General features: G+C 69.7%; 3 protein-coding genes. 1 reads left to right on the forward strand and 2 read right to left on the reverse strand.

Annotation, left to right across the window (positions count from 1 at the left end; translation table 11 throughout):
* Positions 1–270 (reverse strand): hypothetical protein (locus tag QH270_RS20290; RefSeq protein WP_280344810.1); only part of this gene is annotated, 270 nt, incomplete at its 3' end.
* A gap of 47 nt (positions 271–317) precedes the next feature.
* On the opposite strand from QH270_RS20290, the gene QH270_RS20295 reads away from it, so the two are divergent.
* Positions 318–1,409: a hypothetical protein gene (locus QH270_RS20295; protein WP_280344814.1), complete on the forward strand. Its 1,092-nt coding sequence runs from the start codon at positions 318–320 to the stop codon at positions 1,407–1,409.
* Positions 1,410–1,461: 52 nt separating this feature from the next.
* On the opposite strand, the gene QH270_RS20300 is transcribed toward QH270_RS20295, so the two are convergent.
* A complete protein-coding gene (locus tag QH270_RS20300; protein WP_280344817.1) occupies positions 1,462–1,713 on the reverse strand; it encodes a hypothetical protein in 252 nt (83 codons plus the stop codon).
* Between the last annotated feature and the right edge of the window lie 288 nt (positions 1,714–2,001).

A 2,001-nucleotide genomic window follows, 5' to 3' on the forward strand; every position in this document is an offset into this window, starting at 1 on the left:
CCACCCCCCCCCCCCCCCCCCCCCCCCCCCCCCCCCCCCCCCCCCCCCCCCCCGCCGCGGGGGCCCCCCCCCCCCCCCCCCCCCCCCCCCCCCCCCCCCCCCCCCCCCCCCCCCGCCCCCCCCCCCCCCCCCCCCCCCCCCCCCCCCCCCCCCCCCCCCCCCGCCCCCCCCCCCCCCCCCCGGTTCTGCTCTGTCCTGGGAAAAGCCGGTGCGACGATGTGAAATGATCAGGGAATCGGCGTGACCGTGGCGCCGGATCGGAAGACTCATATATCGGCGGCTTCGGCCGTCGCACAAGGTGAGGGGATGCGATTCGGATGACGTATGGACAGCAGCAACCCGGATATCCACCGGCGGGGCCGAAACTCGGTGTCGGCGACGCCATCGGGTACGCGTGGGAGAAATTCAAGAACAACGCGGTGGTGTGGATCGCCATCATGCTGATCGCCTTCCTGATCCAGGTGGCGATCAACTTCCTGTTCGGGCTTGGCAACTCGACCGATACCGACTACGACGGCGGCATCAGCATCGGGTTCGGGATCTGGCAGTTCATCGGCACCGTCGTGAGCTCCGTCGTCGGCTACCTGATCTCGGCGGCGTTCGTCCGCGGCGCGCTGCACGAAACCGACGGGCGCAAACCGGGATTCGGTGATTTCTTCAAGTTCACGAATGTCGGCGCGGTGATCCTGGCGGGCATTCTGGTCGGTCTGGCGACCGGTATCGGTTTCGTCCTGTGCATTCTGCCGGGCATTGTCGTCGCGTTCTTCACCTGGTGGACGATGCAATTCGTGATCGATCGCGATCAGGACGCGATCACGGCCATCAAATCCAGCTTTTCGGCGATCTCCAGCAATGCCGGACCGTTGTTGCTGCTGGCACTGGCGCTGTTCGGTATCAATATCGTCGGCGCGCTGCTGTGCGGCCTCGGCCTGCTGGTGTCGGTGCCGCTGACGATCATCGCCTCGACCTACGCCTACCGGGTGGTGACCGGTGGGCCGGTCGCCGGGGCCGCGAGTGGGCCGGAGCCGGGGTACCCGCAGTACGGCGGGCCCGGGGGCGGGCTCCAGCAGCCGGGGTATCCCGGTCAGCAGGGCTACTCCGGGCCGCAGGGTTACCCGGGGCAGCAGGGCTACCCGGGTCAGTCCGGTGAGCCGGGCTATCCCGGTCAGCCGGGGCAGAGTGGGTATCCGGGTCAGTCCGGGTACCCCGGTCAGCCGGGCCAGACCGGGTATCCGGGTCAGCCCGGTCAGTCGGGGTACGGTGGCGAACCGGGCTACGGTGGCCAGGGAACCGGCGGCGCCGGGTACGGCAGCCCCGATCAGCCGCCGAGCGGTGGCGCGCCGCGGGAACCCGGATCCGGCCCCGACCTCGGGAAGCCGGGCACCGGCCCGAACGATATCGAACGCTGACCGCAGTCGGCGAGGGGCGTGCGATGGCTACATCGCACGCCCCTTTTTCGTATTACTCGCAGCCGATCCCGTTGCCGTCGCGGTCGAGACCGTAGTCGTCCGGGCCGATCACCTGGACGCGGCCGGTGTAGACGGGGCCGTTGCCGGAGCCGCCCTCGCAGTCGACGTCGCTGACGATGGGCAGGCAGGGGGTGTAGGACCGGTGGCAGTTACCCGCGGCCTGCGCGGTGGCCACGGTGGGCGTCGCGATGGCGAAGGCGAAGGCCGCGACGGCGGCCGATCCCAGGGTGACGGCGTATTTCATGGTGCTCCGTTTCAGTTGTACAGCGGCGCACAGTTTTTCACGGCTGGGCGATTTGCCGGAAATCTGCTTGTCGGTACCTGCCGGTAGTATTCGGGTCATCCGGAAGGGGAGGTCCGATGCGGGGAATGTGGCGGGGACGATCGTGGTGGACGCGCGGTGCGGTGATCGCGCTCGCGGTGGTGCTGGTGGTGTTGTCGCCGGTCGCGGTGGCGGCGACCTATCTGCTCGCCCAGAATGTCGGTGTGCAGTCCGAGCAGGCGCGGACCAGGGGCAAGGACGCGTTCTGGC

Source organism: Nocardia neocaledoniensis, assembly GCF_029868625.1.
In the GTDB taxonomy this organism is placed as follows: Bacteria; Actinomycetota; Actinomycetes; order Mycobacteriales; family Mycobacteriaceae; genus Nocardia; species Nocardia neocaledoniensis_A.

Excerpts from the sequence above, each read along its gene's own strand:
- QH270_RS20295 (WP_280344814.1), top strand. The coding sequence starts at position 318 with ATGACGTATGGACAGCAGCAACCCGGATATCCACCGGCGGGGCCGAAA.
- QH270_RS20300 (WP_280344817.1), bottom strand. The coding sequence starts at position 1,713 with ATGAAATACGCCGTCACCCTGGGATCGGCCGCCGTCGCGGCCTTCGCC.